The 26,421-nt window shown below is 36.6% G+C and carries 26 protein-coding genes; 14 read left to right on the forward strand and 12 right to left on the reverse strand.

Annotation, left to right across the window (positions count from 1 at the left end; translation table 11 throughout):
• Positions 1-339: 339 nt before the first annotated feature.
• Positions 340-630 (forward strand): hypothetical protein, encoded by a 291-nt coding sequence (locus EG849_RS01575; RefSeq protein WP_125011329.1) that lies wholly within the window; start codon positions 340-342, stop codon positions 628-630.
• Between the two features lie 64 nt (positions 631-694).
• Here EG849_RS01575 and EG849_RS01580 read toward each other — a convergent pair whose 3' ends face one another.
• The 7 genes from EG849_RS01580 to EG849_RS01610 form a co-directional block, all read right to left on the reverse strand.
• Positions 695-1,732, reverse strand: a complete 1,038-nt coding sequence (locus EG849_RS01580) for a patatin-like phospholipase family protein (RefSeq protein WP_125011330.1) — start codon at positions 1,730-1,732, stop codon at positions 695-697.
• A 52-nt stretch (positions 1,733-1,784) separates the two neighbouring features.
• Positions 1,785-2,105 carry a hypothetical protein gene (locus EG849_RS01585; RefSeq protein ID WP_125011331.1) on the reverse strand — a complete coding sequence of 107 codons (321 nt, stop codon included), beginning with the start codon at positions 2,103-2,105 and terminating at the stop codon, positions 1,785-1,787.
• A gap of 3 nt (positions 2,106-2,108) precedes the next feature.
• Positions 2,109-2,576: a hypothetical protein gene (locus EG849_RS01590; protein WP_125011332.1), complete on the reverse strand. Its 468-nt coding sequence runs from the start codon at positions 2,574-2,576 to the stop codon at positions 2,109-2,111.
• Positions 2,557-3,063 (reverse strand): M15 family metallopeptidase, encoded by a 507-nt coding sequence (locus tag EG849_RS01595; RefSeq protein ID WP_125011333.1) that lies wholly within the window; start codon positions 3,061-3,063, stop codon positions 2,557-2,559. The genes EG849_RS01590 and EG849_RS01595 overlap by 20 nt, the downstream gene beginning before the upstream one ends.
• Before the next feature lie 383 nt (positions 3,064-3,446).
• Positions 3,447-5,348: a M1 family metallopeptidase gene (locus EG849_RS01600; protein WP_125011334.1), complete on the reverse strand. Its 1,902-nt coding sequence runs from the start codon at positions 5,346-5,348 to the stop codon at positions 3,447-3,449.
• Between the two features lie 64 nt (positions 5,349-5,412).
• Positions 5,413-7,011, reverse strand: coding sequence for a S8 family peptidase (locus EG849_RS01605; RefSeq protein WP_125011335.1), 1,599 nt, complete (start codon positions 7,009-7,011; stop codon positions 5,413-5,415).
• A 131-nt stretch (positions 7,012-7,142) separates the two neighbouring features.
• Positions 7,143-8,000, reverse strand: coding sequence for an MBL fold metallo-hydrolase (locus tag EG849_RS01610; RefSeq protein WP_125011336.1), 858 nt, complete (start codon positions 7,998-8,000; stop codon positions 7,143-7,145).
• 188 nt (positions 8,001-8,188) lie between these two features.
• On the opposite strand from EG849_RS01610, the gene EG849_RS01615 reads away from it, so the two are divergent.
• The 7 genes from EG849_RS01615 (at position 8,189) to EG849_RS01645 (ending at position 16,638) form a co-directional block, all read left to right on the forward strand.
• Complete coding sequence (locus EG849_RS01615) at positions 8,189-8,980, forward strand: glucose 1-dehydrogenase (protein ID WP_125011337.1); 792 nt, start codon at positions 8,189-8,191, stop codon at positions 8,978-8,980.
• A gap of 167 nt (positions 8,981-9,147) precedes the next feature.
• A complete protein-coding gene (locus EG849_RS01620; protein ID WP_125011338.1) occupies positions 9,148-9,477 on the forward strand; it encodes a HesB/IscA family protein in 330 nt (109 codons plus the stop codon).
• Positions 9,478-9,537: 60 nt separating this feature from the next.
• Entirely contained in the window at positions 9,538-10,986 is a 1,449-nt protein-coding gene (gene sufB / locus EG849_RS01625) for a Fe-S cluster assembly protein SufB (protein ID WP_125011339.1), read from the forward strand.
• Between the two features lie 33 nt (positions 10,987-11,019).
• Positions 11,020-11,766, forward strand: coding sequence for a Fe-S cluster assembly ATPase SufC (sufC, locus tag EG849_RS01630; RefSeq protein WP_125011340.1), 747 nt, complete (start codon positions 11,020-11,022; stop codon positions 11,764-11,766).
• Positions 11,767-11,833: 67 nt separating this feature from the next.
• On the forward strand, positions 11,834-13,150 hold the full coding sequence (gene sufD, locus EG849_RS01635) for a Fe-S cluster assembly protein SufD (RefSeq protein ID WP_125011341.1): 1,317 nt from the start codon (positions 11,834-11,836) through the stop codon (positions 13,148-13,150).
• Between the two features lie 251 nt (positions 13,151-13,401).
• Complete coding sequence (locus EG849_RS01640; protein ID WP_125011342.1) at positions 13,402-15,522, forward strand: TonB-dependent receptor plug domain-containing protein; 2,121 nt, start codon at positions 13,402-13,404, stop codon at positions 15,520-15,522.
• Positions 15,523-15,537: 15 nt separating this feature from the next.
• Positions 15,538-16,638, forward strand: coding sequence for an HmuY family protein (locus tag EG849_RS01645; RefSeq protein WP_125011343.1), 1,101 nt, complete (start codon positions 15,538-15,540; stop codon positions 16,636-16,638).
• Positions 16,639-16,987: 349 nt separating this feature from the next.
• On the opposite strand, the gene EG849_RS01650 is transcribed toward EG849_RS01645, so the two are convergent.
• Genes EG849_RS01650 through EG849_RS01665 form a run of 4 tightly spaced genes read right to left on the reverse strand, consistent with a single transcriptional unit; the run spans position 16,988 to position 20,785 of the window.
• Positions 16,988-18,025: a hemin-degrading factor gene (locus tag EG849_RS01650; protein ID WP_125011344.1), complete on the reverse strand. Its 1,038-nt coding sequence runs from the start codon at positions 18,023-18,025 to the stop codon at positions 16,988-16,990.
• Positions 18,026-18,044: 19 nt separating this feature from the next.
• Positions 18,045-18,821 carry a heme ABC transporter ATP-binding protein gene (locus tag EG849_RS01655; protein WP_125011345.1) on the reverse strand — a complete coding sequence of 259 codons (777 nt, stop codon included), beginning with the start codon at positions 18,819-18,821 and terminating at the stop codon, positions 18,045-18,047.
• A gap of 1 nt (position 18,822) precedes the next feature.
• On the reverse strand, positions 18,823-19,857 hold the full coding sequence (locus EG849_RS01660) for a FecCD family ABC transporter permease (RefSeq protein ID WP_125011346.1): 1,035 nt from the start codon (positions 19,855-19,857) through the stop codon (positions 18,823-18,825).
• Between the two features lie 52 nt (positions 19,858-19,909).
• Complete coding sequence (locus tag EG849_RS01665; RefSeq protein ID WP_125011347.1) at positions 19,910-20,785, reverse strand: heme/hemin ABC transporter substrate-binding protein; 876 nt, start codon at positions 20,783-20,785, stop codon at positions 19,910-19,912.
• A gap of 173 nt (positions 20,786-20,958) precedes the next feature.
• On the opposite strand from EG849_RS01665, the gene EG849_RS01670 reads away from it, so the two are divergent.
• The 6 genes from EG849_RS01670 to EG849_RS01695 all read left to right on the forward strand — a co-directional run bounded on the left by EG849_RS01670 (position 20,959) and on the right by EG849_RS01695 (position 24,939).
• Entirely contained in the window at positions 20,959-22,179 is a 1,221-nt protein-coding gene (locus EG849_RS01670; RefSeq protein WP_125011348.1) for an aminotransferase class V-fold PLP-dependent enzyme, read from the forward strand.
• A gap of 41 nt (positions 22,180-22,220) precedes the next feature.
• Positions 22,221-22,658, forward strand: a complete 438-nt coding sequence (locus EG849_RS01675; RefSeq protein ID WP_125011349.1) for a hypothetical protein — start codon at positions 22,221-22,223, stop codon at positions 22,656-22,658.
• Position 22,659: 1 nt separating this feature from the next.
• The gene (locus EG849_RS01680; RefSeq protein WP_125011350.1) at positions 22,660-23,085 is read left to right on the forward strand and encodes a SufE family protein; all 426 of its coding nucleotides are present in this window, start codon (positions 22,660-22,662) and stop codon (positions 23,083-23,085) included.
• A gap of 9 nt (positions 23,086-23,094) precedes the next feature.
• Complete coding sequence (locus tag EG849_RS01685; protein WP_125011351.1) at positions 23,095-23,418, forward strand: SUF system Fe-S cluster assembly protein; 324 nt, start codon at positions 23,095-23,097, stop codon at positions 23,416-23,418.
• Between the two features lie 75 nt (positions 23,419-23,493).
• A complete protein-coding gene (locus EG849_RS01690) occupies positions 23,494-24,000 on the forward strand; it encodes a DUF2480 family protein (RefSeq protein ID WP_125011352.1) in 507 nt (168 codons plus the stop codon).
• A 57-nt stretch (positions 24,001-24,057) separates the two neighbouring features.
• Positions 24,058-24,939 (forward strand): DUF3078 domain-containing protein, encoded by an 882-nt coding sequence (locus tag EG849_RS01695; protein ID WP_233581734.1) that lies wholly within the window; start codon positions 24,058-24,060, stop codon positions 24,937-24,939.
• Positions 24,940-25,019: 80 nt separating this feature from the next.
• On the opposite strand, the gene hflX is transcribed toward EG849_RS01695, so the two are convergent.
• Positions 25,020-26,261 carry a GTPase HflX gene (gene hflX / locus EG849_RS01700; RefSeq protein ID WP_125011354.1) on the reverse strand — a complete coding sequence of 414 codons (1,242 nt, stop codon included), beginning with the start codon at positions 26,259-26,261 and terminating at the stop codon, positions 25,020-25,022.
• Positions 26,262-26,421: the final 160 nt, after the last annotated feature.

The following is a 26,421-nucleotide window of genomic DNA, read 5'->3' on the forward strand; positions in this document are numbered from 1 at the left end:
TTTATTGCACGATTGAGACAGCTCTAAAGCTCCTTAAAATCAGTACTAGTAAAAATTATGCCAAGATTAGAACGCAAAAATTGGCATTAAAGTAATTATTCCTCGTAATTTTAATAAAACTTCCACACTACTATCCACATAATTCCCCATATTTTGAATTTATCCTTTATACATTGATTCGTATAGAATTTACTTCAGATACATTGCCAAGCACTTATTCTACTGTGGTTCTTCTCTTTTTTAGATGGTAAACCATTTCATACCAACGTCCTTTTATTTTAATGGCACTGCTATTGCTTTAGTTAACTGGAAAAGAAATTAATACAAAAAAATATTGCTATGAAAAATTTAATCTTAAGCGCATTAATGTTAACAGGAGTTGTAACATTTGCACAAGAAACACCAAAAAAAGCGACGAAAGCAACGAAAGAAACAACAACTACGACAACTGTAAATCCAGCGACTCAAACTCAAGTTACAAAAACGACAGAGGCAAAAGTTGAAGCAAACGGAGACAAAAAAGTAGAGACAAAAACAACTACTAAACCAGCAACACCAAGTCAAGTTGCAACGCCAGGACAACCAGCCGTGCAAGCAACAAAAACAACGACTACTGTTACAAAACAATAATAGTCCAAACCTAACCAACCAAACAAACCAAAGGAAAGCCTTTAGAGAAATCTAAAGGCTTTTTTTATGCATTTTTAATTAATTTTCTTGCAATGTCATTGAGCTCTTTTCGGTTTTGGTCGATGTAAGCCAAGCCCGCTTGAATTAATTCATAAATATTTTTTTCAGAAACATCGTCCATTTCAGAAGAAGCATTTTTTAAATGTGGCATCAAGCGATGGTAGTTTTTTGCATTTCGAGGCCCCAACGTTTCATATATTTTTTTTACGTGATAATCCGTAGTTTCCACATTCGCGGAAAGCAAAATATCGACCAAAGGCTGGATCCATTTTACTTTTCCGGCGTTTTCAAATTGCTTAAAAGTATAAGGCTTTAAAACCTCTCCAGTTCCAACCGAAACAATAATCATATCGCTAATGGAAGGAAAATCAGGCTTCGCTGGATTATTTAAAACTTTTGAGAACTCAATTTTTCGCGCTTCGGCGTAAGCGCATAAGGCGGGATTGTTGGCATACACGCCTCCGTCGATCAGCGTAAATTCTTGGCCGTAAAGCGATTTTATTAGTGCCGGTTCAAAATAAGTGGGCGCAGCAGAAGTGGCTCTACAAACATCTTTTACCAAGAAATTTTCTAAATCAGAAGTGGCTTCGTGGCTCGTGAAAAACTTGGCCCTGCGATGAAAAATATCATACGATGTAATTAAACTTGGCTTGATAAAATCTTTTATTTGCAAGTTTCCGAAAACTTCGCCCAATTGTTTTTCTAACGTGCGCTGTGAAATCTTCTCATTGAAAAGCCCAAACGGATTGATGACGCGTTGCCAAAATGTGACATTAAAAATTGATTCGCCTCTTTTGGCGTATAAATCCAACGCGGTTTCTACCGAGAATTTTGCCTTTTTATTATTGTCAGGAAAAAGCAATATGGAAGCCAAAATACCGCCCGTGCTGGTGCCGGCAATCAAGTCAAAATAATCCCCAATTTTTGCCGTCGGATTGTCTAATTTTTGAAGCTGTTCTTCAATATATTTCAAGATGACGCAAGTGATAATCCCCCTGATTCCACCGCCATCGAGGCTTAATATTCTAATTTTTTTGGCCATTGCCTTTTCGATTTTTGATTTAAGATTTGGGAATCTTTATCATTCTTGTTTATTAAATGCTTAAAAGTACGGTTTGAAGTACGGTTTTAAAAAGTGTATTTTTTAAATTATTCAACTTGATTTTTGATAATCCGGCGCCTTGCAACGATTTTAAGGTCACCAAATCTTGCTGGCTTTTTAACAACCACGCAAATTCCTCTTCGGTTAAGGATCCTGCGACTAAAAGCAAAGACCAACGTTCTAATTTTTCTCGTGATTTATCTAAGAAATCGTTCACATCTTTTTGAATTTCTGGCTTAAATTCTTTGTACTTTTCGCCTAAAACTGCGATAAGATTTTTTCTTAATTCTTGCAATAATTTCTCGATATCCATAACTTATTTGTTTAGATTAATTAAATCGATCAAGCTGTCTTTTGAATCTTTGTCTTTCTTGATTTCGTATTGAATCAACAAATCGAGTGCTTCTAAAACTTGCTTTTTTGACTCAGTTACAAAGGCTGGCGAAAGTGTTTCTTTTTCTTTCCAGCGTTTGAAAAAACCGCCTAAAAGATTTTTTTCTTGATCAGATAAAACCGTCCACATTGCAAAAGTGATCTCATTTTCTGGCTTGTTTTTTTCATATTCTGAAAGCTTCTCGATGTTGAGCAAAAGTGCGTCAATTTCAACAGCATTTTTTGAATAAGGTGTTGTGGCTTTTTCCATCAATTTTGAGGTTTCCACTTTTAACTCTGTCGTTCTTTGATAAGAATATTGGTCAAAAATTGCGGTTCGTGTGGATTCACAGGATACTGTGGTTGCAAACAGAAAAAATAGGGGAACGTATTTATTTAGTAGTTTTTTCATCTTTTATTTCGTTTAAAATTACGTATCCGTTTTTGTCTTTTTTGAGTTTTGAAAGCTTTTGCCAGCTGTTCAGATATCTTTTTTCGAAGTGGGGCATATCCTTGAAGGTTTTCCAATTTCCGCCCCATTCCCAACCGTTTTTGGCAAAAATCTTTACACATTCATACCAATCGGCAATCTTGTCATTGTCCCAGTCTTTTTTGGTATCCCAAGACGCTTCTTTTTCATCGATAATCAAACACATATCAACCGCAAAACCATAATTATGGATGGATTGTCCGCCTTTGGCATTGGTCACTTTTTTTCCAGCCAACGTTCTTCCTTTTGCATATAATAGATTTTGTTCTTCTATTGTTCGCAAGCCTTCTGTGATTCTGATTTTTGCTTTTCCGGATAATGCTTTGTCACATTCTTCAATGATGAGAGTAACTTCATCTCTGACAGAAGGATGTAAATTTGCGATTCTTTGTTTGGTAGGTTTATCCATGTAAATTTCATTATATTCAAGACTGTTGAAACCGTAAAAAACTTTCTTATTTAAAGAATATTCTCCTACACTATTGAGATAATTCTAAATGATTTGAAAAAATTATGGTTAACTATTTTAAAAGTAGTAATTTTTAAGATTCCTTTTTCAAAATTCTTATAATCATATATTTACAATGTCGTATTTCACAAAATCAGGGGGGTGTGTAAAAAAAAGCTACTCGAAAGTAGCTTTTAAACAATCAGTTTTTTTAAAAATTATAGGGAGGCATTCATAATATCACCTCAATGATCAACCTCAATTTTGATTTTAAATCCAATCGAGTATCAGTAACAAAAAAGGCGAACATCACTGTTCGCCTTTTTTGGTTTTAAAACTAGTTTTTAGTTTTTCACTTTTGCGCCATTTTCCGGAACCGGTTTTGGATACACATTATTGTCTTTATTGGTATCTGCCATCCAATTTTCTGGGTCAATTTCAATTTTGCTGATTTGGCCCAGCGGTCTTTCTACCGTAAATTTAAAGGTCGGGTACGCCCAATCCCATCCCTTGGCAATACTTCTTTTTACGCCAGGATATTCATTTTCTTTCTCGCCATGCATCATTCGCAATGGCGCATAATACAGTTCTTTTGACCCGTCATTGTAGGTAATCATGACATCAACAGGCATTGGCATTTTACCAAGTCTTTCTAAAACCACTTCGGTTTTAGCGCCTTGGTCTCTTACTTCTTTTACGCCGTAGTCAATGGTGTTTGTGGTTTGTGTCCAGTCGACCAAATACCAGTCAAGGTTCATTCCTGAAACTTTTTCTGCTGTTCTTTTGAAATCATTTGGCGTTGGGTGCTTGAATTTGAAATCATTGTAAAATTTTTTCAATGTTTTTTTCAAGTTCTCTTGCCCAATAATATAACCCAATTGCGTTAAGAAAATTTCTCCTTTGCTGTAAGAGGAAATACTGTAGGCCATATTTACTTCAAAACGGTCGGCATGAGTTGACAAGGGTTGCTCTTTACCCGATTGGACCAAATAGAAATAATTGCTGTAAGCGCTTTCAAAAGGATTTTTTTCTTCTTTGTTCGGCAATACTTTTGCCATAGCCAAATCAGAAATGTAAGAGGTAAAACCTTCATCCATCCATCCGTGCTTCAATTCGTTTGTTGCCAAAATATGCTGGAACCAAGAGTGTGCCATTTCATGGGCGGTAACTCCCACAAGGCTTCCGTAAGATCTTTCGCCCGTGATTAAAGTACACATTGCATACTCCATGCCACCGTCGCCACCTTGAATCACTGAGTATTGCTTGTATGGGTATTCTCCAATATTTTCATTGAAAAAAGCCAACAGCTCAGCCGTTTTTGGTTGCATCTTCTTCCAATTTTCTTTGATTTTTTTATTGTCTTTGTACAAGAAATGCAAATCTACATTGTTTGGCCCTTTGTAAACATCGTGGATATACTCTGGATCTGCAGCCCAAGAAAAATCATGAACGTTTGGAGCGTTAAAATGCCAGGTCAGCGTTTTTTGCTTACTTGGAATTTTCACTTCCACGCCCGCATCTTGGTAGCCGTATCCGATTTCATTATTATTCTGAAGATATCCAGAACCTCCTAAAATATATTTTTTGTCAATGGTAATCTTTACATCAAAATTTCCCCAAACTCCGTGAAATTCTCTTCCGATGTAGGGATCGGCGTGCCATCCTTCAAAATCATATTCGGCCATTTTTGGATACCATTGTGTCATTGAAAGCGCAACGCCTTCGGCACTATTTCTTCCTGAACGGCGAATTTGTTCGGGAACTTGTCCGTCAAAATCTAAATTAAATTTCGTCTTTCCCTTTGGAGCCAATGGTTTTGCCAATTTCACCTCTAAAATGGTTCCGGAAACCGCTGTTGTTGCAGCCATGCCGTCTTGCATGAAATTTGTTACGTTTAGATAACCAATTTGGTTTGGTTTTAAAATGCTTATCCTGCTTTCTGGCTTTTTGTTTTGTTCTGGCTTGAAGCTTTTGACCATTCTTTTGTCAGGATCCACAATAGATTGCAATCTCGCATCCATATCGCTTCCTGGCTGAAAAGCATTGTTATACAAATGAAAAAACACTTTTTTTAAGGTATCAGGAGAATTATTGGTGTAAACCAATTCTTGAGTTCCTTTATATTGGTAGGCTTTTACATCCATTGCCACGTCCATTTTATAATCAACGTGTTGCTGCCAATAACCATTTTGTGCCATTGCATTTCCTGCAAAAAGGATCATGGCGAGGAGGGAAATTTGTTTCATAGAATTATATATAAATAAAAAATGGAAGGGGAAAACCCCTCCCATTTATAGTATTTTATTCAAATTATTTCTTTTTAGCCATCTGTTCAGCCATAATTAATGCATTGTAAGCATTAACCATTTTTCCTGATTTTGATGCTTTTGAAAACGGACGTTTGTTTCCTTTTTCACCAGCAACAACCACTTCAATATTTGTGGGAACACCTGAATCCATCAAAATTTGTTTTACTTGTGGCGCCGTTAAGCTTGGGTAATATGAACGGATCAAAGCGGCAACACCGGCAACGTTTGGCGAAGCCATCGATGTTCCTTGCAGATATTTATATTGATTGTCTGGAATAGTTGCATAAATCTGAACTCCAGGAGCAAAAACGTCCACATCTTGTGTTCCGTAGTTTGAGAATGGCGCTAATAAATCAGTACCATATTTTGGACCTAAAGCTCCAATCTTGATAACATTATTTGAGATTTCTTCAGAACCAATCCTGTCATTCGGGAAACGTTCTGCAGTATCTAAATCTGTTGACTCGTTACCTGCTGCAAGAACTACTAAAACATCTTTTTCAGCAGCATATTTTAAAGCTTCATAAACCCATTCTTTTTGTGGAGAATATCCTTTTCCAAAACTTCCATTAATTATTTTTGCGCCGTTATCCACTGCATAACGAATTCCAAGTGCGATATCTTTATCATACTCATCTCCATCTGGCACAGCTCTAACTGCCATGATTTGAACGTTATTTGCAACACCGTCACCACCTAAATCATTTCCTCTTACTTGAGCAATAATTCCAGCAACGTGTGTTCCATGCAACGCTCCGTCTTTCACAGGCCCTACAACATCATTGTTACCATATTTTGTGTCTGTAATATCATCAGGATTGTCTCCAACAATTTTTCTTCCATCGAATTCAAGGTTTAAGTTGTATTCCAATTGGTTGTCGAAATGCTGTTTTGCTTCTTTGATTTGCTCGTCAAATTTATCTTTTGGCGTAGCCGTTAAAATTTGAACAAATCTTGGTTGTACTTGCGTTATCTGAGGATTTGTTGATTTTAAAGCTTTCAAATCTTCAACGGAGTAATTCTCTTTTTTTAATTCAGCTCTGATCGCTTTATCAGCATTGTATAAAAAGTCATACTGCTGTTTTGCAGCCATTGCTTCTTGTACTTCTTTATCAAATTCAGCTTTTGCTCTTTTATACGTATCAGATCCGTCATTTCCTTTCTTTACGATTCTGGTCATCTCAAGATTTTCCCCATTGATGTCACCTAAAAAGTTCCACCCGTGGATATCGTCAACGTATCCGTTGTTATCATCATCAATTCCGTTTCCAGGAATTTCTTTAGTATTGGTCCAGATTACCGCTTTTAAATCTTCGTGCTCAATGTCCACTCCTGAGTCAACAACACCCACAATCACTTTTGTTCCTTTTTTGTTTTTAATAAGCTCAGCATAAGCTTTATCCACACTCATTCCTGGAATTGTATCCTTAAGAATGTCTAAATGACTCCATCTTTTTAAGTCATCCTCTTTAATCGGACCATTTTTTAAAGCAATCGTTTCAATGTTTGCAATTGGGGCCATTGCCGTTTTTGAAGCTCCACAACTAGCTAGTACCAAAGCAGATAAAAGCGTAAGCGACGAGGTTTTAATTATATTCATCTTTAAGTTAATTTTAATTTCTTTTAATTGGTCAAAAATAGCATCTCTTTGTTACAAACTTATCAATAATTAACTTTATTTTAGAGTAAAGCCTGATAAAGGTGTTGCAAAATATAAATTAAAGCAGCAGTTTACAGAATTTCCTCACAAGAAAAAACTTCCTTCACTCGAACGCCTTTTTCGGTATTTTCTACTGTGATAATCTGATTGTGCGCATCGTGTTCCAACCACAGATAATAATTGTTTTCAGCCGCTTCTGTCAAAAATTTTGCTTTTTCAGGCATTGTCAACAGCGGACGCGTGTCATAACCCATCACATAAGGCAACGGCAAATGTCCGGCTGTGGGCAATAAGTCCGCCATAAAACAAATAGTTTTGCCTTGGTATTGAATCTTCGGAATCATCATTTTTTCGGTATGTCCATCGGCGAAGAAAATATCAAAACCCAATTCAGAATTTTTAAGCAAATCGCCTTCGGGTCTTTTTATAAAATTTAATTGCCCGCTTTCTTGCATCGGCAGAATATTTTCGGCCAAAAAAGAAGCCTTCTCTCTTGCATTTGGTTGTACAGCCCAATCCCAATGGCTGTCGTTGCTCCAGAATTTTGCATTCTTAAAGGCAACTTCATAACCTGTTTTGTCTTTGTTCCAGATCACGCTGCCGCCACAATGGTCAAAATGCAAATGCGTCATGAAAACATCAGTAATATCATCTCGGTGAAAACCATATTTTTTTAATGATTTGTCAATGGAATGGTTTCCCCAAAGCGAATAATACCCAAAAAATTTCTCAGATTGTTTGTCGCCCATCCCGGTATCGATTAAAATCAAGCGATTTCCATCTTCGATTAAAAGACATCTTGTCGCAATATCGATAAGGTTGTTTTCGTCAGCCGGATTGGTTTTGTTCCAAATGGTTTTTGGCACCACGCCAAACATAGCGCCACCGTCCAATTTAAAATTCCCGGATTCAATTGGATATAATTTCATTTTTTGAATTTTTAAATTAGCGTAAATATAGTACATTAGAATTTCAGCCGAAAATCGAGCCAAAATTTATCCTGAAAGTACCAAAAAATTATTGCCTCATATTGAGTATAAAGTGTTGTTAATTAACGATTAGTTAAAAGAGAAAGTTTTATTTCTTCGTAATTTTAAGAAAATAAAAATCACAAAAAATGAGTACTTTCAAAGGAAAAACAATAGTTATTACAGGAGCTGGAATGGGCTTGGGGCTTGCAACGAGTAAAGTTCTGGCACAAAAAGGAGCCAATCTTTCAATAGTAGATTATAACGAAGAGGCTTTAGAAAAAGCTAAAAAAGAAATCCAAGCGATTGCTCCAGAAGCAAAAATTTTAACGATAGTTGCGGATGTTTCAGATGAAGAAGCGGTAAAAAATTATGTTGCAAAAACAGTTTCAGAATTTGGAACTATCGACGGATTTTACAACAATGCTGGTATCGAAGGAAAACAGGCACCTTTGGTGGATTATGATGTAAACGTATTTAAAAAAGTAATCGACATCAATTTAATGGGAGTTTATTACGGTTTAAAACATGTGATTCCGGTGATGCAGAAAAACGGTGGCGGAAAAATCGTAAACGTAGCTTCGGTTGGAGGAATTCGAGGCGTTGTCAATCAAATGCCTTATGTTGCCAGCAAACATGCGGTTTCAGGAATGACAAAAAACGCAGCAATTGAATATGGAAGAGACGGAATTTATACCAACGCTATTGCTCCCGGAGCTATTTTAACGCCAATGGTTGCCGAAGCTTTTAAACAAGTAAATCCAGCTGATCCAAAAGCAGCTGAAAAAGAATATGCACAAAGAAATCCTACGAGAAAATTGGGTGATCCAGAAAATGTTGGAAATTTGGTTGCCTTTTTATTAAGCGAAGAATGCCAATATGTAAACGGCCAAACGATTGCCATCGATGGCGGGGAATCCAACCTTTATGGGAATTCATAAAATAGTTTAAGCAGTTGATTTTGAAACGGATGATAGTAAAAACTGTCATCCGTTTTTGGTTATAAACAAATTCTATGCACTTATCCGTTATAATAATGTTAGCGATTATGTAAAAAACTAAATAAGGCGTATCTTTGCAAATTAATTAGACTAAATTTAAATACACTATGATAAAGGTATCTGATTCAGCAAGTAAAAAAATCGTCAATATGATGGAAGAAGACGGTTTTGATGCTTCCATAGATTACGTTCGAGTAGGCGTAAAAAGTGGCGGTTGTTCTGGATTGTCTTATGAACTTAAATTCGATAAAGAATTAGGCGAAAGCGATAAAGTTTTTGAAGACAATAATGTGAAAATTGCCGTAGAAAAGAAATCGTTTTTGTACTTGGCCGGAACCATTCTTGAATATTCAGGAGGTTTGAACGGAAAAGGTTTTGTTTTCAATAATCCAAACGCAAGCAGAACTTGCGGATGTGGAGAATCATTTTCATTGTAAAATTCCAATTTAACTCTTTCAGAGTTTTAAGCTCTGAAAAAGTTAATTAAAAAAATAAAAATGTCAAAATACACAGAAGACGATTTAAAAATCGAGCTTGAAAATAAAGAATACGAATACGGATTTTATACCGATATTGAATCGGAGACGTTTCCTATCGGCTTAAACGAAGATATTGTTCGCGCGATTTCAAAAAAGAAAGACGAGCCACAATGGATGACAGATTGGAGAATCGAAGCCTTTCGCGCTTGGCAAGAAATGATCGAGCCAGAATGGGCCAACGTTCATTATAAAAAACCTGATTTTCAAGCCATTGCTTATTATTCAGCACCAAAATCAGTGGACCCAAACAAAACGTTAGATGATGTGGATCCAGATCTTTTGGAAATGTACAAAAAACTTGGGATCTCTATCGACGAGCAGAAAATGATGAACAATGTCGCAATGGATATTGTGGTCGATTCGGTTTCAGTTGCCACGACTTTCAAAAAGACTTTGGCCGAAAAAGGAATTATTTTCTGTCCGATTTCTGAAGCGATAAAAGAACATCCAGAATTGGTGAAAAAATATTTGGGTACAGTCGTGCCACAGAAAGATAATTTCTACGCAGCGTTGAATTCAGCTGTTTTCTCTGACGGAAGTTTCTGTTATATTCCAAAAGGCGTTCGTTGTCCGATGGAATTATCAACGTATTTCCGAATCAACCAAGCAGGAACAGGACAGTTTGAAAGAACCCTTGTTATTGCTGACGAAGGAAGTTATGTTTCGTATTTGGAAGGCTGTACGGCGCCATCGCGTGATGAAAACCAATTGCACGCAGCGGTTGTGGAATTGATTGCAATGGACGATGCTGAAATTAAATATTCAACGGTTCAAAACTGGTTCCCAGGAAACAAAGAAGGAAAAGGCGGAGTTTATAACTTTGTGACAAAGCGAGGTTTGTGTGAGAAAAACGCAAAAATTTCTTGGACACAGGTTGAAACAGGTTCTGCCGTAACTTGGAAATATCCTTCTTGTATTTTAAAAGGAGACAATTCGGTTGGAGAATTTTATTCGATTGCGGTAACCAACAATTTCCAACAAGCCGATACCGGAACCAAGATGATTCACTTGGGGAAAAATACAAAATCAACGATTATTTCGAAAGGAATTTCTGCTGGAAAATCGCAAAATAGCTACCGTGGATTGGTTCAAATTAGTTCAAGAGCCGACAACGCGAGAAACTTTTCACAGTGTGATTCGTTGTTGATGGGAAATATTTGCGGAGCACATACTTTTCCATATATCGAATCAAAAAATCCTTCGGCAAAAATAGAACACGAAGCAACAACCAGTAAAATTGGCGAAGACCAAGTTTTCTATTGCAACCAAAGAGGAATTCCAACTGAAAAAGCGATTGCATTGATTGTAAACGGTTTCAGTAAAGAGGTTTTGAATAAACTTCCTATGGAATTTGCTGTTGAAGCACAAAAATTATTAGAAATTTCTCTTGAAGGTTCGGTAGGTTAATCTTTAAAGACTTTATAAAACACAAAAATTACAATGTTAAGTATAAAAAATTTACACGCTGGAATTGAAGATAAGGATATCTTAAAAGGAATCAATCTTGAAGTAAAAGCGGGCGAAGTTCACGCAATTATGGGACCGAATGGTTCTGGAAAAAGTACACTTTCTGCAGTAATCGCAGGAAACGAACATTATGAAGTTACAAACGGTTCTGTGGAATTGGATGGCGAAGATTTAGCGGATTTGGCTCCGGAAGAAAGAGCGCACAAAGGCGTTTTTCTTTCGTTTCAATATCCTGTTGAAATTCCTGGAGTTTCGGTTACGAACTTTATGAAAACGGCCATCAATGAAAGCAGAAAAGCAAAAGGTCTGGAAGAAATGCCAGCCAACGAAATGCTGAAATTAATCCGTGAGAAATCTGAGTTATTGGAAATCGACCGTAAATTCTTGTCTCGTTCCTTAAACGAAGGTTTTTCGGGGGGAGAGAAAAAGAGAAACGAGATTTTTCAATTGGCGATGCTGGAACCAAAATTGGCAATTCTTGATGAAACCGATTCTGGTTTGGATATCGATGCTTTGAGAATTGTGGCAAACGGTGTGAATAAGTTGAAAAGTGAAAACAACGCCATCATCGTAATCACGCACTATCAAAGACTTTTGGATTATATTGTTCCTGATTTCGTCCACGTTTTATATAACGGAAAAATCGTGAAATCAGGCGGAAAAGAATTGGCTTACGAACTGGAAGAAAAAGGTTACGACTGGATTAAAGCCGAAAATTAGTTAGCAGTTACAGTTAGTAGTTTGCGAAAACTCATAACTCATAACTTATAACTCATAACTAAACACAATGGAATTAAAAGAAAAACTTATATCGTCTTTTATGGCTTTTGAAGAACGCGTGGATGTCGATTCCGACTTGCACGATGTTCGTACAGAAGCATTTAAGAATTTTGAAAACAAAGGCTTCCCGACAAAAAAGGATGAAGCTTGGAAATATACATCGTTGAACGCGATCTTGAAAAATGATTTCAGTGTTTTCCCTAAAAACGAAAATACGGTTCAATATTCAGATGTAAAAAAGTATTATTTACACGAAGTTGATACCTATAAAGTCGTTTTTGTGGATGGTGTTTTCAGTTCCTTTTTGTCGTCAACAACACACGACGGTTTGGATGTTTGCTTGATGTCATCGGCATTGACGAAGCCAAAATACAAAATGGTTATTGATGAATATTTCAATAAGATTGCCAATAAAGAAGAGACGTTGACTTCTTTAAATACCGCTTTTGCATTCGAAGGAGCTTATATCAATATCCCGAGAAGCAAAGTTGTTGAAAAGCCAATCGAGATCATCAATTTTTCTACCGGAACAGAATCGGCACTTTTGGTACAACCAAGAAACTTGATTATCGTTGGAGAAAATGCTCACGTTCAAATCATAGAAAGACATCAATCGTTGAATGAAAATCCCGTTTTGACGAATTCGGTAACCGAGATTTTTGCTCAAAAAAGAGCGATTATCGATTTTTATAAAATCCAAAACGACAATCTTGAAGCTTCACTGATTGATAATACGTATATCGCCCAAAAAGAACAAAGCAACGTTTCGGTACATACGTTCTCATTCGGAGGAAATCTGACGCGCAACAACTTGAATTTTTACCACCAAGGCGAACATATTGATTCTACGTTAAAAGGAATCACAATTATCGAAGGAAAACAGCACGTTGACCATTATACTTTGGTACAGCACGCGACGCCAAATTGCGAAAGCCACCAGAATTATAAAACGATTTTGGATGATAAGGCGACAGGTGTTTTCAACGGAAAGATTTACGTAGAAAAAGAAGCCCAAAAAACGAATGCTTTCCAGCAGAACAACAATATTTTGTTGAGCGACAAAGCTGCCGTAAATGCAAAACCGCAATTGGAAATTTTTGCTGATGATGTAAAATGTTCGCACGGCTGCACCATCGGACAATTGGACGAAAAGGCTATGTTTTATATGCAATCCCGCGGTATTCCTGCAAAAGAAGCAAAAGCATTGTTGATGTATGCTTTTACCAATGAAGTTATTGAAAGCGTAAAAATCCCTGCATTAAAAGCGAGAATTACAAAAATTATCGCACAGAAACTCGGAGTGAATATCGGGTTTGATTTGTAAACAATTACAGTTTTATAAAACAAAGGCTGCCATTTTTGGCAGCCTTTTTCATTTGAATTAAAATGGAATGCTAGAGATATAAGCGACTTGAGCCAAATCTAAACGCGTTTTAAAAACCTTTTTTCAAGACTTAACTATTTACCTAATAATACTATTTATTAAGTTTATTTAGAATTAATAAAAATAACTTGCGTATAACAAAAACACATCTTACTTTTGTAATTTAGAATTAATCTAAATTTAAATAGGTAATGCGAATTCACACAAAGGCAGTTATATTCTTTTCGTTTCATTGTTCAATTACTGCTTTTTCACAAGAAAAAGTTATAGATACTACAAAAGCGACTACTATTCAAGAAGTCGTCATTACTGGGCAATTTGAGCCACAGTCTTTAAGAAAATCAGTCCATAATATTAGGGTAATTTCCAGATTAGATATCCAAAATTTAGCGGCAAATAATCTTGGTGATGTTTTAAATCAATATTTAAATATCACGGTTCGCCCCAGTTCAAACACGGGTAGGTCTACAATTTCAATGTTTGGTTTAGATGCGCAATATTTTAAAATTCTAATCGACAACGTACCTTTAGTAAACGAAGGCGGTATGGGAAATAACGTTGATTTATCGCAAATTAATTTAAACGAAGTTGAGCAAATCGAAATCATCGAAGGTTCAATGGGGGTTACACACGGTGCCAATGCAGTTAGTGGAATTTTAAATATTATTACGAAAAAATCTTCTGAATTTAAGTGGGAAATTAACGCTTTTGCGCAAGAAGAAACTGTTGGAAAAGAATATGCTGCTTTTGACGAAGGAAAACACATTCAAGGTTGGCGCGTTTCGCACTCTATAAATGACAATTGGTACGCATCGATTGGTGTAAACAGAAATGACTTTCAAGGGTTTTTAAACAATCAAAAAGGGAAAGAGTATTCGGTTAATGATTTCAGCAGAGGTTATAGCTGGTTGCCAAAAGAGCAAATAAATTCAACAGCAAGCATTGCTTATAAGAAACACAATTTTCGAGCGTACTACAAATTTGAATACCTTGACGAAAACATTGATTTTTACAATTCTACAGTTCAATCTGGATTCTCAACTGCTTTAGGGGCTTTTAAATTTTCAGACGATAAAAGATATTTGACAAACCGTTTCTACCACAATTTGAATGTAGTTGGATCTGTATTTTCAGGAATTGTTTACAATGTTTCTGTTTCTCACCAAAAGCAACAACGCGAAATTGAAGATTTCAAATACAGAATTCTTACGGATGAAGAATATAATTTAAGCAAGAAAAAAGACCAGTCGATGGAAGTTCTTTACTCAACAGGAACTTTAGGAGATTTGATCAAAAACAATAAAATTGATTTGCAGGTTGGTTATGAAGCGGTAAACAATCAAGGTTTTTCTTTAATTGAAGGAGAAAACAATACTACTAAAACAATTAGAAAAAGATTAGAAAACTATGATTTTTTTGCAATTTCTGAAATTAAATTAACTGATAAATTCTCACTTCGTCCAGGAGTAAGATATTCGTTACAATCAAGTTTTGACAATCAATATGCGGTCTCATTAGGAGCAAGACAATTGTTTGAAAAAGGATATGAATTGAGAGGTTCTATCGGAAAATCGTTTAGAACACCAACTTTCGAAGAACTTTTTACTGAAATGGTTTTCTCAGGACACAATTACATTGGAAATGAAAATTTGGTTCCAGAAACCAGTATTTCTTATGAAGCGAGCCTTAAGAAAAATACATATTTTAATTCAGGAACAGAGCTTTCAAACAATTTGATAGTAAGTTTTATGGACATTAAAGACAGAATTGATATGGCTTTAGTTGGTTTAGACCAAGGTGGCGCTCAAATCAATCAATACATTAATGTCAGCAAATATAATATGTGGAATATTACTTCCTCAAATCAAATAAGAGTGGACAATCTTAATTTCTCTCTTGGAGTTTCATTTGTAGGGATTTCACAACTTATTGACAACGGTCAATTTAAAACAACAGACGATTATCTGTATTCATTAAACTTAAATTCAAGCGTTTCTTACACCGTTCCAAAATGGAACACCGTTTTCTCAGCGTATTACAAATATACCGGAAAACAACAGCAATATGTGGTGGGACAAAGTGATTACATTCTTTCAGAAATTGAACCTTACAATCTTTTAGACCTTACGGTAAGAAAATCATTTTTAGACAGAAAGCTTGAAGCCACAGTGGGTGCAAGAAACTTATTCAACATCAAAGACATCAATCAATCAAGAATGAACGAAAGTGGCGGTCACACCGTCGGATCTCAATTGCTTTTAGCTTACGGGACATCTTATTTTTTAAAACTTGCATACAACCTTAATTTCTAATTTAAATAAATCACAATGAAAAAAACATTTTTATTTTTATCTATGGCGATGCTAACATTAGCATCTTGCTCAAGCGATGATAACGCAAATGCTGTTGCTCCTGTTGCTCCAGAAGTTCCTGGCGAAGGTGGAATTCTTGAAGCATCAACTGGTGGTCCAAACCAAGGAAACCAAGTTTATGTTGATTTAAGCAATGGCCAAAAAACACAAGTGAGAAGAGATTCTTGGGATTTCGGTTTTTACGGAGGTTCTGACTTTAGAGTCATCTTAAACGGATCTATAAAAATGGCCGTTAAAAAATTAGCTACATCAAACATCGATGAGGTTCAAGCTGAAGATACTTCTGTAAACGTAAGTTTCTCAACTGCATCAACTTTAGGATACGTAGATAACCCAACTGGCGTTTTAACTGGTGCCGGAAACGGTGAAGGAACTGCAATTGCAGAAATTTCTGCAACTGATGCTGATAACAAAGTATATTTGGTAAACATGGGATTTAAAGTTGGAACGGCAACTCCAAATCCAGGTTCTGAAGCTTCAACAGGTGAAGCAAGAGGATGGAAAAAAGTAAGAATATTAAGAAACGGTACCACAGGATACAAAATCCAAGTAGCTGACTTAAACGCTACAACGCACCAAGAATATATAATTAACAAAGAGGCTAACTTCAATTTTACGTTTTTCAGTTTAGATACAAACGCAACAGTTTCTGTTGAGCCAGCAAAGGACAAATGGGATTTGAACTTTACAACTTTTACAAACTATTTTGCTTCACAAGGCGCTTTCATTACGTACTATTTTGCTGATTTCGTTACTTCAAATGCAAAAGGAGGAACACAAGTTTATGAAGTATTAACTTCTGTTTCAACGTATGACGCTTTTACAATTGACAACGTGACAGACACAAGCTTCTGGGCCTCAACTGCTGATCAAAGAACCATCGGTTCTGCATGGAGAAATGGTGGTGGACCATCATCAGGCCCAAGTGTAAAAGACGATCGTTTTTATGTAATTAAAGACGTTGCCGGAAACTTCTACAAACTTAAATTCTTAGCATTAACAAACGATGCAGGAGAAAGAGGTTACCCAGTTTTTGAATACCAATTATTAGATTAATTAATTTCCCTACGTTAAAAATCAACCGAGTCGAAAGACTCGGTTTTTTTTATGCCTAAAAATTACGTTTAAAAAGGTTTTTTTGAGCCAATCGACGTCTTGTCCCAGAATCCATTTTCCTGCTGTCTTGCACTATCTTTTTCCGTCTAAAGAAGCCAGAAAAAAGGATAGTCGCAAACATCAGGGCTATTTAAAAACTTTAGGCCTTTTTTTAGCGACAGAATCATTGTGTGAATGCAAAACTTAAATTTAGACGGTTACTTAAATTTCCAAGTCAAAAAATATGGGCCAAAAAAAATCCCTGTGAATCAATAGACGCACAGGGATTTTTATATTTTAAAAAAAACCTTTACAAAGTCGCAACCAGTTCTTTCCATTCTTTTAGTTCAGGAATTCCTGGTTTTCTTTTTCCAAAGAATTGAACGATGATTTCGCCCATTTCGTTGAAAACCTCAATTGCAGTTACTTCACCGTCATCCGTTGGTTTTCTTACGATCCAGGTTTGGGCGATTTTTGACATATCCAAGTGCATGTTGAAATCGGGATCCATGATGTTGAACCAGTCACCGTGCCACATTGTTTTACGCACTCTTCCGGTGTGGATTTGGATGTTTCCCCTGTTTCCAACAAAAACCATGATTGGCAATTTGGCAGCAACAGCGCCTTCCAGCATTTTTACGATAACGTCTTTGTCTACTTTTTTAGCATAGTTTTCATTCGGAGCCAAACGCAAAGCCTGAGTTCTTGTAACTCCAAATTTGCGAAGCATTCCGAAGAATTCGTGGGTGTCTTTCAAGTTTTCCCAACCCGCTTGAAAACCAGCAACGTCAATATCGGCATCTGCTTTCTCATCAATATTTAACGGAACTTCATCTGCAGTTTCATCAATCGATTGGTCGTCAGATTTGTATTTTAAAACCAATTCTTCAAAAGCCAAATCGTTGCTGTCTTTTGTCAAATAGATTTTGTGTATCGCCAAACCGTCTTTTCCGAAGAATTGAAGGCTTTTTCTGTCTCCATGTTCTGATTTCTCAGCAACGGCAAAAGCTTTCGCCCAGTGGCTTAAAAAGATACGCAAATCGATATCTTCGCCCACAAACAATCCTGCGTGAGGCGAACTGAAATCAGCATTTAAGTAAATTCCTTTTCTCTCGTGAACGCATTCTTCATTACGTGTCAAAGCCATTACTTTCTCTAATTTTTCAATATCAGAAAGAATTTCGGCAAATTCTGGACGAAGCCTCGTTACAGTTTCACCCACTTGTGTTGCTAACAATGTTGCTTCGCTGACGCCAAGTTGCTCTGCCGCATTGCGGATTCTTAGATTTGGGCTTGTTGCTTTAAGCTTTTCCCACTGTGATTTCAAGCTATTTGTTACTGTATCCATTTGTATTTAGATAAAAATATTAAGTTCCAAAAATGATTAAAGGGTTTTGATTCACCGGATTAAGGCAAATCGTGCAAGGAAAATTATAAACCTTGCTGATGATTTCTTTTGTAAAAACGTGTTCTGGCTTATCATGGCTGATGATTTTCCCTTTTTGCATAAGCACGATCGAATCGGCAAATTGTGCTGCCAAATTCAAATCGTGTAAAACCACAACGGCCGTGTTGCCTCTTTCTGAAAAGTTTTTTACCGTATGTAAGATTCTGTGCTGGTGCAAAACGTCTAAATTATTCAAAGGTTCGTCCATGAAAACCAGCTTGTTTTCAACATCATTTTCCAGCTGAGTCAAAACTCTGGCCAAGTGAACGCGCTGTCTTTCTCCGCCCGAAAGTGTGTTATAATCTCTGCTTTTTAAAGCCACAACATCAGTTTCTGCCATCGATTTTAAAGCAGCATCTACATCAGATTGATGCGGAATCGAGTTGAAATAAGGATAACGTCCCATCAGCACAACGTCCATAACCGTCAACGGGATATCGGCGATGTTTTGCTGTGAAAACTTGGCTTTGTGAAGCGGCAATTCTTTTTGGTCCCAATCTTCAAAAGTTTTTTTCTTAAAGAGTATCGGTTCGTTCGTATGCGCCATTTCATTGGCAAGCATACTTAAAAGTGTCGATTTTCCAGCACCATTCGGACCTACAATAACCAGCAATTCGCCATAATTTATGGTCACGTCGATGTTTTCCAAGATGGAAATCTTTTTATGCGAATACGATATTTTACAGGCTTTTAACATATTACAGCGATTTTTTGCTCCTGATTAAAATGACGATAAAAATGGGCGCTCCCATAAAAGCAGTTAAAATGCCGATTGGAATTTCAGAAGGAGCGGCAATCGTTCTGCTGATGGTATCGGCTGAAAGCAATAAAATACTTCCGAAAATCGCCGACATTGGCAGAATTATATGGTAATTTGACTTAAATAGCAGTCGCAAAATATAAGGAACAATCAAACCGACAAAGCCGATGGTTCCTGAAAAAGCAACGCAAGTTCCCACCATCAAAGCGGTCAATACCACGATTCTTTTTTTAATTTTTTCTACCGGAATTCCCAAATGTTGCGCGTCTCTTTCGCCAAGCATCATCGCGTTCAAGGCTTTTCCTTTGGTAATCAAAATTGAAAAAGCGAATAAAATGATGACTGCCAAGATACCATTTTTGGTCCAGCTGGCACCGCCAAGACTTCCTAAGTTCCAGAATGTCAAATCTCTAAGTTGTTCTTCTTTAGAAAGATAAATTAAAAATCCGGTTGTCGCTCCAGCCATTGCCGTGATGGCAACTCCTGAAAGTAACATCACGATGACGTTTGTTTTTCCGTTAGTCGTAGAAATACGATAGACCATTGTCATTGTCAGCAAAGCACCAATAAATGCGGCAATGCTCAACATCGAAAAGTGAAAAAATTCAGGAATGTAAGGCTTGATGTAACTTCCCAAAACAATAGAAATAGCTGCAAAAAGAGAAGCTCCCATTGTGATTCCGATTAAGTCAGGCGAGGCAAGGGGGTTTTTGAACATTCCTTGAAGGCACGTACCTGAAACCGCCAAAGCGCTTCCGACTAAAATGGCCATCACAATTCGGGGCAATCTCAAATTCACCAATACAAATTTATCGCTCGCCGGAATGCTGTTATCGTCATTCCACAAAGCCACAAAAATTTCCAGGAAAGAATGTTTTTCAAATTCATAAACGCCCATATATAAAGATGTTACGGCAAGTAAAATCAATACAATAAGACTTAAGAAAATGTATAACGGTAATTTGTTTTGCATTTTATTTGTTTGTGGTCATTGCGATGAAAAAAGTTTCACATTTTACCAATACCTAATTTATAGCTTTAAGTAATGCTGCGTTTAAAGCTGCGGCGCCTTCACCAGTTCTGGGCCCGAAACCAGAAAGCAAGGCGCCGTCTAAAGCAATAATTTTTTTGTTTTTACCCGCATTGGTTTGCGAAACACCTTGAATTTTAAGCACTCCGTCAATACCGCCTAGACTTTGCAGTCCAGTTGTAAACAACAAAATCACATCTGGATTTCCTTTGATCAAAGATTCTGGAGTCAAGGGTTTGTAATCTTCAAATTCGGTAACTGCATTTTGACCGCCAGCCAAAGCAATTGTTTTTTCGATTGGCGTATTTTTTCCGGCAACCATCAAAGTTCCTGCACCACGAGCGTAGATGAACAATACTTTTGGCGCTTTTGCGATGGGTTGTACTTTTGCCAAATCAGCATCAATTTTATCAGTTAAAGCTTTAAAGCCAGCATTTTTCAAAACACCAGCCACATCAGCAATCAATTTTTTAGAACCTTCTGCAGAAAAATCTTGTTTGAAGATATGCGCCTCGATTCCGGCCCCTTTAATTTTTTCAGCTAATTCTGGGTTCATATCTTTTTCGGTAGCCAAGATTATTGTTGGTTGTAAGGCAACTATTGATTCGATTGAAATAGAACGAACGTGGCCTAAGTCAGTTGCAGTAGATTTTACAGATTCTGGAAAAGTGGAAGTTACATCAACTCCGATGATTTCTTTTTCGTAACCCAAAGCCACGGCGATTTCCGTTATTGCTCCGTTTAAGGAAACAATTTTTTGTGATTCGGTTGGTGTTTCCACAGAAGTTTCTTCTACTTTTATTTCTTCTTTTTTACAAGAAAAGGTTGCTAATGAAACGATTGCAAGTGCTAAAATGCTTATTTTCTTCATTGGTTTACATATTTGTTATTTTAATTGAATCTAAATAAATGCAAACCTATGATTAATTTTGGGGTTTAGAAAATAAAAAAAGGTTAAATATTTATCAACTTTTAATTCTATCTTAATTGTTCTTCTTTTAAAGAAACATACCGTAAATTTGCATCAATTTTCTATTACAAAAAATGTTAGATATTCAATCCATTCGTGCCGATTTTCCGATACTTTCTCAAAAAGTAAACGGAAAACCATTGGTATATTTCGATAATGCGGCTACCTCGCAAAAACCAAAAGTGGTCATTGACGCTATTACTTCTTATTATGAAGAAATCAATGCCAATATTCACCGTGGCGTTCATAAGCTTAGCCAATTGGCGACTGACGCTTATGAAATTTCTCGTGTAAAAATCCAGAATCACATTAATGCAAAACATAGTTTCGAAGTACTTTTTACTTCGGGAACCACACACGGAATCAATTTGGTTTCCAACGGATTTGCTTCGTTGCTGAAAGTAGGCGATGAGGTGATGGTTTCGGCATTGGAACATCATTCAAATATTGTTCCGTGGCAAATGCTTTGCGAAAGAACAGGAGCAAAACTGACCGTGATTCCGATGGATGAAAATGGCGAATTGATTTTTGCTGAATTTGAGAAATTACTTTCGGAGAAAACGAAAATTATTGCCGTAAATCACATTTCAAATGCTTTAGGAACTATAAATCCGATTAAAAAAATTATAGAAAAAGCACATCAATTTGGAACAGCAGTTTTAATTGACGGAGCCCAATCTACGCCACATATCAAGCCAGATGTTCAAGAATTGGATTGTGATTTCTACGTATTTTCTGGACATAAAATCTGCGGACCAACCGGAACCGGAATTTTATACGGAAAAGAAGAATGGCTGAACAAATTGCCTCCATATCAAGGCGGTGGCGAGATGATCAAAGAAGTGACTTTTGAGAAAACAACGTATGCCGAATTGCCTCATAAATTTGAAGCCGGCACGCCAAATATCGCCGGAGGAATTGTCTTGGGAACTGCCATTGATTATTTAAACGAAGTTGGTTTTGAAGCCATTGCCAAATACGAACACGAACTTTTAGAATACGGAACGGAACGACTTTTGGAAATTGAAGGATTGAAAATCTACGGACCAAAATCGCTGGAAAACAAGACTTCTGTGATTTCTTTTAACGTAGGAACTATTCATCCGTATGACATTGGAACGATTGTTGACAAGATGGGTATAGCGGTAAGAACAGGCCATCATTGCGCACAACCGATTATGAATTTCTTCCAAATTCCAGGAACAATTCGCGCTTCATTTTCGTTTTACAATACAAAAGAAGAAATTGATGCGTTGGTGGGAGCGGTCAAAAAAGCAGTGGTGATGTTGTCATAAATTATTCGTAATTTGTCAAGAAACCATTAAAACCAAAAATTATGAAAATTCTAACCACATTTATCTTGATGCTTTTTATGGCAAAAGGATGCACCAGTTCAGAAATTAAGAAGGAAAGTGAGAACATTTCTTTTGAATATGAGGCAAACACCAGAGGAAGCTATAAAAAGGTTTTGGCAAAACAAGACACGGTTTATACAATCAAAACCCGCGACGGAAAAGCAATTGAAAAATCACTTTCAAAAAGCGATTGGAATGCTTTGTTGAATTTGCTTTCAAAGGTCGATGCGACAAAAATTGCTGATTTGAAAGCGCCTTCTGAAAAACGTTTTTATGACGGAGCGATGATCGGACAATTAAAATTGATTTATAAAGACAAAACATACGAAAGTTCTAATTTCGACCACGGAAATCCGCCGGCGGAGATTAAAGATTTAGTAGAAAAAATCATAGAAGTTTCAGATTTAGAAAAAAAATAAAATGACGATTAAAGAAATTCAAGATGAAATTGTGGACGAATTTTCCATGTTTGAAGAAGACAACTGGGACGAGCGTTACCAATATGTAATCGATTTGGGGAAAACGTTGCCACTGATTGATGAAAAATACAAAACCGACGAAAATATCATCAAAGGTTGCCAGTCAAAGGTGTGGGTTCACGGTGAAATGCAAGGCGATAAAATTGTTTTCACGGCAGACAGCGATGCGATTTTGACCAAAGGAATTATAGCCATCCTGATTCGAACGTTTTCAAAACAAACACCTTCTGAAATTTTAGAAGCCGATACCAAATTCATTGACGAAATTGGCTTGAAAGATCATTTGTCCCCAACACGCGCCAACGGATTGGTGTCGATGATCAAACAAATTAAAATGTATGCATTGGCTTTTAATGCTAAAAACTAAAAACAGAAAATGGAACAACAAATAGACACAAACCAACTGGGAGAAGACATCGTAAAAGTCTTAAAAACCATTTATGATCCCGAAATTCCGGTTGATATTTATGAATTAGGATTGATTTATGACGTGATGGTAAACACCGATTACGAAGTAAAAATCTTGATGACATTGACTTCGCCAAATTGCCCGGTGGCTGAAACATTGCCAAGAGAAGTGGAAGACAAAGTCAATCAACTTGAAAATGTAAAGGCGACTGAAGTTGAAATTACATTTGATCCGCCGTGGAGCAAAGACTTGATGAGCGAAGAAGCAAAATTAGAATTAGGAATGCTTTAAAGAAGCGGGCAGATTTCAGTTTTTTGCAAAATTCAAAGCGGAATACTGAAATCTGCAAACGGAACACTAAATCATATGCAGGAAGAAATTATAAATAAAGTAGCCAACAGCGCGCTTGAAATCTTTGATTTGGAGGATTATTATCCAACAGGATTTCGCGTGCAGGTTGATATTTCGGAATGGCTCCTCGAAGGGTTTTTATTGCGCGAAAAAGATTTTCGGGAACATTTAAAAAGCCATGATTGGTCGCAGTATCAAGACCAATATGTGGCTGTTTTTTGCAGTACTGATGCTATAATTCCGGCGTGGGCTTCCATTTTAGTAACAATTCATCTGTCACCGTTTGCCAAAAAAGTAGTAAGCGGAACTTTGGAAGATTTGGAAACATCTTTATACGAAGAACTTCTTCCGGCTGTTGATTACTCTAAATTTGAAGGAAAACCCGTTATTATCAAAGGATGTTCAAAGAAACCCGTTCCCATGTCGGCCTATGTTTTGGCAGCGCAGAAATTACAGCCTTTTGCCCGCAGTATTATGTATGGCGAAGCCTGTTCTGCAGTACCGCTGTATAAAAAAAGGTAGTTTTTGATGGATAAAATTACGGCTTTCGTTATATTTGTTTAAAACCGTTAAATTATGATTAAGAAATTCGCCACCGCAATTTTTTGCTTTTTAGGGGCTTTAAATGCAAACGCTCAAGATGCAACAGCCATTGTTGCGGATACCGTAAAGCATTGGAAAACCAAAGGGAATGCCTCGTTTTTGTTCAATCAATCTACTTTTGACAATTGGCTCGCCGGAGGAGAAAACAATATCTCGGGAACTATTGGTGCCAACTATGATTTCAATTACCAAAAAGACGATATCAGCTGGGATAATAAAGTGATCGCGTCCTATGGAATTGTAAAAACAAGAACCAGTTCTTTTGCCAAAAAAACAGATGACAGGCTGGAATTAAATTCCCTTTTAGGAAAAAGATTTAAGCCAGAAAGCCGTTGGTATTATTCAGCATTTTTGAACTTTAAGACACAATTCTCAAAAGGATATGAATATGGAAAAGATGCCGAAGGTGTTGAAATAAGAATAGAATATACTAATTTTTTGTCACCAGCCTATCTTTCTTTTTGGCCTGGTATTTTGTGGAAACGCGATGACAATTTGAAATTTAACTTTGCGCCCGCAACATCAAAAATTACGATTGTTGACAAAAATTTCACACTTCCTGAAGAAAAATATTTTGGAGTAGAAGAAGGGAAGTCGATGCGATATGAATTGGGTTTCAATGCTTCGGCCTATTACAAATTAGATATTATGGCAAATGTTTCTTTTGAAAATATCTTGAATTTATATTCCAATTATTTAGAAGAGACGCAAAATGTAGATTTAGATTACCAGTTAAATATCGTAATGAAAATCAACAAATACCTGTCGACAAACTTATCGTTCCAAACCATTTATGACGACAATGCTTACCGAGGTTTCCAGATTCGCCAAGTCTTTGGCGTAGGAGCCAACTATTGATTTTAGTCTAAATTTTACATAAAAAAAAGACCTTCATTGGACTAATGAAGGTCTTTTTTTATGAAAATAGTTTGTGTTTTTTATTCTTCTGAAGCCTCTTTTTCATCAGGCGCTTCGTGATAATCAGGATATAAAAACTTGTTATAAGGAAAACGCGTGATGTGAATTTCTCTTACGGCTTCATAAACCTTTTCTCTAAATTCTTCAAAATTTTCTTTATTTACAGCCGAAATAAATAGTGCTTTATCTTCACCCATTTTTGACATCCACGTTGCTTTCCATTCTTCAAGCGTGTAATGTTTTGTGGTTTTTTCTGTAATCAAATCGTCGTGGTCAATCGTCAAATGTTTGTAAGCATCGATTTTGTTGAAAACCATAATTGTAGGTTTGTCGCTACTTTTAATATCAGATAAAGTTTGGTTTACCGATGCGATATGTTCCTCAAAATCAGGATGTGAAATATCTACAACGTGTAAAAGTAAATCGGCTTCGCGAACTTCATCAAGCGTACTTTTAAACGAATCGACCAACTGCGTAGGCAGTTTTCGGATAAATCCAACGGTATCAGACAACAAAAACGGTAGGTTTTTAATCACAACTTTTCGCACCGTAGTATCTAAAGTGGCAAACAATTTATTTTCTACAAAAACTTCGCTCTTGCTGATTACGTTCATCAAAGTCGATTTTCCCACATTGGTATAACCCACCAAAGCCACGCGAACCATGGCTCCGCGATTTCCTCTTTGAACCGACATTTGTTTGTCAATCACCTTAATTTTATCTTTCAGTAATGCAATTCTATCACGAACAATACGACGGTCAGTTTCAATTTCAGTTTCACCGGGACCGCGCATTCCAATTCCCCCTTTTTGGCGTTCTAAGTGGGTCCACATTCCCGAAAGTCTTGGAAGCAGATATTGGCATTGCGCCAATTCGACCTGGGTTCTTGCGTAAGAAGTTTCAGCACGTTGTGCGAAAATATCAAGGATAAGGTTGGTTCTGTCTAAAACTTTAGTTTCGACTAAAATTTTGGAAATATTTTTTTGCTGGGATGGCGAAAGTTCGTCGTCAAATATTACCGTGGTAATGTCATTTTCTTTTACATAAAGACTGATCTCGTCCATTTTTCCAGTTCCAAGAAAAGTTTTGGGATTTGGGCGTTCCATTTTTTGAGAAAATCTTTTTACGACTTCTCCTCCGGCGGTAAACGTCAGAAATTCAAGCTCATCCAGATATTCGGTAAGTTTTTCCTCATTTTGATTTTGCGTGACAATTCCAACGATAACCGTTCTTTCAAATTTTATAGTTTCTTTTTCTAGCATAGAATATAAATATAGTACAAATCTACCACTTTTTAGAAATTAATTTTTGTGCTTTTTTAATGAATATCATTTATGTGGAATTAAATCTTAACTCAATCTTACCCAGAAATAGACATTCAGACACCAAATCAAAATAGATTTTTCAAGCTGTAAATTTAAA

This window comes from Flavobacterium macacae (genome assembly GCF_003865365.1).
Classification (GTDB): domain Bacteria; phylum Bacteroidota; class Bacteroidia; order Flavobacteriales; family Flavobacteriaceae; genus Flavobacterium; species Flavobacterium macacae.

Coding starts and splice junctions, on each gene's coding strand:
- EG849_RS01580 (WP_125011330.1), bottom strand. CDS start 1,732: ATGGCCAAAAAAATTAGAATATTAAGCCTCGATGGCGGTGGAATCAGG.
- sufC (WP_125011340.1), top strand. CDS start 11,020: ATGTTAAGTATAAAAAATTTACACGCTGGAATTGAAGATAAGGATATC.
- hflX (WP_125011354.1), bottom strand. CDS start 26,261: ATGCTAGAAAAAGAAACTATAAAATTTGAAAGAACGGTTATCGTTGGA.
- EG849_RS01655 (WP_125011345.1), bottom strand. CDS start 18,821: ATGTTAAAAGCCTGTAAAATATCGTATTCGCATAAAAAGATTTCCATC.
- EG849_RS01665 (WP_125011347.1), bottom strand. CDS start 20,785: ATGAAGAAAATAAGCATTTTAGCACTTGCAATCGTTTCATTAGCAACC.
- EG849_RS01615 (WP_125011337.1), top strand. CDS start 8,189: ATGAGTACTTTCAAAGGAAAAACAATAGTTATTACAGGAGCTGGAATG.
- EG849_RS01690 (WP_125011352.1), top strand. CDS start 23,494: ATGCAGGAAGAAATTATAAATAAAGTAGCCAACAGCGCGCTTGAAATC.
- EG849_RS01675 (WP_125011349.1), top strand. CDS start 22,221: ATGAAAATTCTAACCACATTTATCTTGATGCTTTTTATGGCAAAAGGA.
- EG849_RS01640 (WP_125011342.1), top strand. CDS start 13,402: ATGCGAATTCACACAAAGGCAGTTATATTCTTTTCGTTTCATTGTTCA.
- EG849_RS01600 (WP_125011334.1), bottom strand. CDS start 5,348: ATGAAACAAATTTCCCTCCTCGCCATGATCCTTTTTGCAGGAAATGCA.
- EG849_RS01645 (WP_125011343.1), top strand. CDS start 15,538: ATGAAAAAAACATTTTTATTTTTATCTATGGCGATGCTAACATTAGCA.
- EG849_RS01575 (WP_125011329.1), top strand. CDS start 340: ATGAAAAATTTAATCTTAAGCGCATTAATGTTAACAGGAGTTGTAACA.
- EG849_RS01670 (WP_125011348.1), top strand. CDS start 20,959: ATGTTAGATATTCAATCCATTCGTGCCGATTTTCCGATACTTTCTCAA.
- sufD (WP_125011341.1), top strand. CDS start 11,834: ATGGAATTAAAAGAAAAACTTATATCGTCTTTTATGGCTTTTGAAGAA.
- EG849_RS01620 (WP_125011338.1), top strand. CDS start 9,148: ATGATAAAGGTATCTGATTCAGCAAGTAAAAAAATCGTCAATATGATG.
- EG849_RS01660 (WP_125011346.1), bottom strand. CDS start 19,857: ATGCAAAACAAATTACCGTTATACATTTTCTTAAGTCTTATTGTATTG.
- EG849_RS01585 (WP_125011331.1), bottom strand. CDS start 2,105: ATGGATATCGAGAAATTATTGCAAGAATTAAGAAAAAATCTTATCGCA.
- EG849_RS01605 (WP_125011335.1), bottom strand. CDS start 7,011: ATGAATATAATTAAAACCTCGTCGCTTACGCTTTTATCTGCTTTGGTA.
- EG849_RS01610 (WP_125011336.1), bottom strand. CDS start 8,000: ATGAAATTATATCCAATTGAATCCGGGAATTTTAAATTGGACGGTGGC.
- EG849_RS01590 (WP_125011332.1), bottom strand. CDS start 2,576: ATGAAAAAACTACTAAATAAATACGTTCCCCTATTTTTTCTGTTTGCA.
- EG849_RS01680 (WP_125011350.1), top strand. CDS start 22,660: ATGACGATTAAAGAAATTCAAGATGAAATTGTGGACGAATTTTCCATG.
- EG849_RS01650 (WP_125011344.1), bottom strand. CDS start 18,025: ATGGATACAGTAACAAATAGCTTGAAATCACAGTGGGAAAAGCTTAAA.
- EG849_RS01685 (WP_125011351.1), top strand. CDS start 23,095: ATGGAACAACAAATAGACACAAACCAACTGGGAGAAGACATCGTAAAA.
- sufB (WP_125011339.1), top strand. CDS start 9,538: ATGTCAAAATACACAGAAGACGATTTAAAAATCGAGCTTGAAAATAAA.
- EG849_RS01595 (WP_125011333.1), bottom strand. CDS start 3,063: ATGGATAAACCTACCAAACAAAGAATCGCAAATTTACATCCTTCTGTC.